The organism is Mesorhizobium sp. M7A.F.Ca.ET.027.02.1.1 (assembly GCF_004022985.1).
Lineage (GTDB): Bacteria > Pseudomonadota > Alphaproteobacteria > Rhizobiales > Rhizobiaceae > Mesorhizobium.
In genome coordinates this window covers 1-5893 of record NZ_RZOL01000381.1, presented here as the reverse complement: position 1 = coordinate 5893, position 5893 = coordinate 1, and the positions used below count along the sequence as shown (strand labels likewise).

Annotated in this window: 2 protein-coding genes and 1 pseudogene; all 3 read left to right on the top strand. The window is 62.9% G+C overall.

What is annotated here, in order from left to right; all coding sequences use genetic code 11:
• Positions 1–4527 (top strand): annotated as a pseudogene (locus EN749_RS28915) (helicase-related protein); the annotation flags it as partial.
• 327 nt (positions 4528–4854) lie between these two features.
• Entirely contained in the window at positions 4855–5043 is a 189-nt protein-coding gene (locus EN749_RS28910; RefSeq protein WP_128364433.1) for a hypothetical protein, read from the top strand.
• Between the two features lie 420 nt (positions 5044–5463).
• On the top strand, positions 5464–5893 hold a 430-nt coding region (locus EN749_RS28905; protein WP_128364432.1), incomplete at its 3' end, for a MucR family transcriptional regulator.

Genomic DNA, 5893 nt, shown 5'->3' with positions numbered 1-5893 from the left:
CGCGGCGGCAGGGTGCTCGAACCCGGCATCGGCACTGGCCTGTTCCCCGCCTTGTTGCCGGCGGAACTGCGCGACCAGGTGCATGTCACCGGCGTCGAGATCGATCCGGTGACCGCCCGCATCGCTCGCCTGCTGCAGCAACGGGCGCGCATCATCAATGCCGACTTCGCCCGCGCCGATCTGCCGGCCAGCTTCGACCTCGCTATCGGCAACCCGCCCTTCTCGGATCGTACCGTCCGCTCGGACCGCGCCTATCGCTCGATGGGGCCGCGTCTGCACGACTACTTCATCGCTCGTTCGATCGACCTTCTGAAGCCGGGTGGCCTCGCGGTCTTCGTGACGAGCGCGGGTACGATGGACAAGGCGGATTGTTCGGCTCGCGAGCATATCGCGAAGTCCGCCGATCTCGTCGCCGCAATCCGCTTGCCCCAGGGCAGCTTCCAGGCCGATGCCGGCACCGATGTGGTGGTCGACATCCTGTTCTTCCGGAAGCGCAAGCCGGGAGAGGCCGAGGGCGACGTTACCTGGCTCGACACCGTCGAGGTCCGCCTGGCTGACGGCGACGAGGGGGCGGTCAACGTGAATCGCTGGTTCGCCCAGCATCCCGAATTCGTGCTCGGCACTCATGCCAGCACGTCGGGCCCGTTCGGAGAGACCTACACCTGCCTGCCGCGTCCCGGCGTCGATCTCGCGTCGGCGCTGTCCCATGCGACCTCCCTGCTCCCGGAAGCCATCTATGACGGCGAGCCCGAGGCAATCGACCTCGACGGCGACGACATCGACGGGGCAGGGGAGTCGCTTCCCGACGCTCCCGCGATCCGTGAGGGCAGCTACTTCATCGCGTCGAATACGGCGCTGATGCAGATGGTCGACGGGGTTCCCGTGACTGTTCCCCTGCGCAAGGGGCGCAGCGCCGACGGCGTGCCCGACAAGCATGCGCGCATTATCCGTAAGCTGATCCCGATCCGCGATGCGGTGCGCGAAGTTCTCAAGGCCCAGGAGCTCGACCGGCCCTGGAAGCCGGCCCAGGTCAAGCTGCGCATCGCCTGGTCCAATTTCGTGCGCGCTTTCGGGCCGATCAACACCACAGTTGTTTCGACCAGCGAGGATCCCGAGACTGGCGAGGCGCGCGAGACGCATCGCCGGCCGAACCTGCAGCCCTTCCTCGACGATCCCGATTGCTGGCTGGTCGCCTCGATCGAGGACTACGACCTTGAGACCGATACCGCACGGCCCGGTCCGATCTTCACCGAACGGGTGATCGCACCGCCATCGGCGCCTGTCATCACCTCGGCCGCCGATGCCCTGGCCGTCGTACTCAACGAACGCGGCCATGTCGACGTCGATCACATCGCTGAACTGCTCCATGCCGATCCCGATGCTGTCGTCGCCGAGCTGGGCGATGCGATCTTCCGCGATCCTGAAGGCGGATCATGGCAGACCGCCGACGCCTATCTTTCGGGCCAGGTCCGCGACAAGCTCAAGGCGGCCGAGGCGGCTGCCGCACTCGATCCCGTCTTCGAGCGCAATGTCCGGGCGCTCGTCGAGGTCCAGCCCGCCGACCTTGGCCCATCCGATATCACGGCGCGTCTCGGCGCACCCTGGATTCCGGCTGCCGATGTCGTCGCCTCCGTCAAGGAGACTCTGGGCGCCGAGATTCGCATCCACCACATGCCGGAGCTCGCCTCATGGACGGTAGAGGCGCGCCAGCTCGGCTGGATGGCGGCCGGCACCTCGGAATGGGGCACTGATCGCCGGCATGCCGGCGAACTCATCGCCGATGCGCTGAACAGCCGGGTGCCGCAGATCTTCGATACGGTGAAGGAGGGGCCTGCTGAAAAGCGCGTGCTCAACGTCGTGGATACGGAAGCCGCCAAGGAAAAGCTGCAGAAGATCAAGACCGCTTTCCAGAACTGGATCTGGTCCGATCCCGACCGGACCGACCGGCTGGCGCGGGTCTATAATGACCGCTTCAACAACATCGCCCCCCGACGGTTCAACGGGGATCACCTGCAACTTCCAGGCGCCTCGGGCGCCTTTTCGCTTTATGGGCACCAGAAGCGCGGCATCTGGCGTATCGTCTCGGCTGGCTCGACTTACCTCGCCCACGCCGTGGGCGCCGGCAAGACCATGACGATTGCCGCGGCCGTCATGGAGCAGCGCCGGCTTGGCCTGATCGCCAAGGCCATGTTGGTGTTCCCGGCCATTGCCTTGCACAGATGGCCCGCGAATTTCTGGCGCTCTACCCGACCGCCCGCATCCTCGTCGCCGACGAAACGAATTTTTCTTTAGCCAAGCGACATCGCTTCCTGTCGCGTGCGGCGACCGCCACCTGGGACGCGATCATCATCACGCACAGCGCCTTCCGCTTCATCGGCGTGCCGTCCGCCTTCGAGCAACAGATGATTCAGGACGAACTAGAGCTCTACGAGACGCTACTGACCAAGGTCGAGGGCGACGACCGCGTCTCGCGCAAGCGCCTCGAGACTGAAGGAGGGGCTCAAGGAACGGCTGGAGGCGCTGGCGACCCGCAAGGACGACCTGCTCACCATTTCCGAGATCGGCGTCGACCAGATCATCGTCGACGAGGCCCAGGAGTTCAGGAAGCTCAGCTTCGCCACCAACATGTCGACGCTCAAGGGCGTCGATCCGAACGGCTCGCAGCGGGCCTGGGACCTTTATGTCAAATCCCGGTTCGTGGAGACGAAGAATCCGGGCCGGGCGCTCGTGCTGGCCTCCGGCACGCCGATCACCAATACGCTTGGCGAGATGTTTTCGGTGCAGCGCTATCTCGGCTACGAGGCGCTGCTTCAGCGCGGCCTGCACGAGTTCGACGCCTGGGCTTCGACCTTCGGCGACGTCACGACCGAACTCGAGTTGCAGCCATCCGGCAAATACAAGCCGGTGACGCGCTTCGCCACCTTCGTCAACGTGCCGGAACTGATTGCCATGTTCCGCTCCTTCGCGGATGTGGTGATGCCGCAAGACCTTCGGGACTATGTGAAGGTGCCGGCGCTTTCGACCGGCGCACGTCAGATCATCACCGCCAAGCCGTCCGCCGCCTTCAAGCGCTACCAGATGGTGCTCGACGCCCGCATCAAGGCCATCGAGCAACGCGAAGGGCCACCCGAGCCGGGCGACGATATTCTGCTGTCGGTCATCACAGATGGCCGCCACGCGGCGATCGACCTGCGCCTGGTCGATGCCGACAATGACAATGAGGCGGACAACAAGCTCAACGACCTTGTTTCCAACGCCTTCCGCGTCTGGCAGGAAACCGCCGGCAACGACTATGTCCGCCCCGACGGCAAGCCCTTCGAGCTATCCGGCGCCGCGCAGATGATTTTTTCCGATCTCGGCACGATCAGCGTCGAGAAAACCAGAGGCTTCTCGGCCTATCGCTGGATCCGCGACGAGCTGGTCCGCATGGGCGTTCCGCCCTCCGAGATCGCCGTCATGCAGGACTTCAAGAAGTCCGAGGCCAAGCAGCGCCTGTTTAGCGATGTGCGCGCTGGAAAAATCCGGTTCCTACTAGGCTCTTCCGACACGATGGGCACCGGCGTCAACGCGCAGCTTCGCCTCAAGGCGCTGCATCATCTCGATGTACCGTGGCTTCCCTCCCAGATCGAGCAGCGCGAAGGTCGTATCCTGCGGCAGGGCAACCAGCACGATGTGATCGATATCTTCGCCTACGCCACCGAGGGATCGATGGACGCCCAGATGTGGCAGAACAACGAGCGCAAGGCCCGGTTCATCGCGGCTGCCCTGTCCGGTGACACGTCCATTCGGCGGCTGGAGGATATGGGTGAGGGACAGGCCAACCAGTTCGCCATGGCCAAGGCGATCGCCTCGGGCGATCCGCGCCTGATGCAGAAGGCAGATCTGGAGGCAGACATTTCCCGTCTGGAGCGCCTTCGCGCGGCCCACATTGATGATGAGCACGCCGTTCGACGGCAGATCCGCGATGCCGAGCGCGATATCGAATACGCGACCCGGCGCATCGGCGAGGTGGGCAAGGATATCGAGCGCCTCGTGCCGACGACCGGCGATGGGTTCAGCATGGTGGTCGGGGGCGAGGCGTTCACGGAGCGAAAACGCGCAGGTCGTGCACTGATGAAGGAAATCCTGACCCTCGTGCAGCTTCAGCAGGAAGGCAAAACCACCATCGCCTCCATCGGCGGGTTCGATTTCAAATATTCCGGCGAGCGCTTCGGCAAGGACGGCTATCGCTATGCCACCATGCTCATGCGCACCGGCGCCGAGCATGAAATCGAGCTCCCTGTCACCACCGCGCCGCTTGGCGCCATCGCCCGGCTCGAGCATGCCTTGGCCGGCTTCGAGGGCGAGCAGGAACGATACCGCCAGCGTCTTGAGGATGCCGAGCTCAGGCTCACCTCCTATCGCTCGCGTGAGGGCGGCGAGTTCGGATTCTCTGGGGAACTGGCTGAGAAGCGCCGGCAGCTTGCGGAAATCGAAACTGATCTTGCCTCTTCGATTGACGGCCAGGATCAGCGTTCGGCCGCATAGCAGGCTCGATACAGGCTGCCGGTCATTGTGTCAGGCATTGACCGGCGGCAAAGGTTCGAGGCCGCTCGGGTGCAGGCGATGCAGGAGGCTCGCCGAACTGCTTACCATGTTGATGCCACGTTTCAGTCATGCGCGGCTCCGGCCAGCCAGACCACATGACGTAACGTCAAGAATCAGCTAACTGGATCATCGCGGCGGACCTGATTGGACCGTCCGGCCGGCGCCTGCCAGAGCCCCCCGCAAAAGCAGGCGCCGGCCTTTTAGCGCTTGAAAGGCGAGCAGTCATATTGTTTCGTCTTGTCCCCATCCAGACACGAGGCAGTTGCGATGGACGACACCAAAGGCGGCGCAAACCACACGTCCGTTGAGATAGTCGAGGCCATGGGCGAGTGGTTCGTCCGTGTTGTTGGGAACGGCGAAGAACTTACCCGATCATTCGACCTAGAATCGGTCGCCATTGCCTTCGCGGAAGGCCAGCGGGTACGCCTGGGGCTTAAGGACTTCAAGCGGGCCTGACCCGACTTCCGCGTTCACACCATAGCCGCCCAAATTCAGCTTGCTATCGATCCGTTGCGCGATGGCCCTATATTGTGCCGATCAACTTCCGTTCTTCATCATAAGACGGCAGGAATAAAGTCTTGGACCATGCGAGCAAAGGTCTGACGTAACCGCTTTGGTTCCGTACTTGTCCGTTAGACGCTCAGTTATTTAGCTAATCGGCATGTAATCGACCCGTCACTTAGATGGCTGACGCGTAGCCTGTTATATTGGTCTACAGCTAAGTCGCGGCCAAAAAGAACGCGTCAATTTCGGGGTCGCTCTTGCCCAGCGCCGCAAAGCCGGCCGCCATCATTGGCTTAGAATAGATCAGGCCCGGTTGCGTCCTGGACAGTGCTCAAATAAAGATGGGACAAATCAGACAAAAGGACCGACACATTGACCGAAGAATCCGATCACCGCGCCGCCGAACTAGCCGAGCTTACTGCGGACATTGTGTCCGCCTACGTAAGTAAGAACCCTGTACCGGCTACCGGCCTGCCTGAACTAATCGCATCCGTGCACATGTCTCTGTCCGGGCTTGGTACCCCGATCGCGCCTGTCGTTGAGCCGCAAACTCCCGCGGTCAACCCGAAGAAGTCGGTGACGCCAGACTTCATTATCTGCCTCGAAGACGGCAAGAAGTTCAAATCCCTGAAGCGGCACCTTAGCACGGACTTCGGTCTGACGCCGGACGCCTATCGCGAGAAGTGGGGCTTGCCGCGCGACTATCCGATGACGGCTCCGAATTACGCCGCCCAGCGCTCGCAACTGGCGAAGTCCATCGGGCTTGGCCGCAAGGCTGAACCCGTCGCACCAGCCAAGAAGG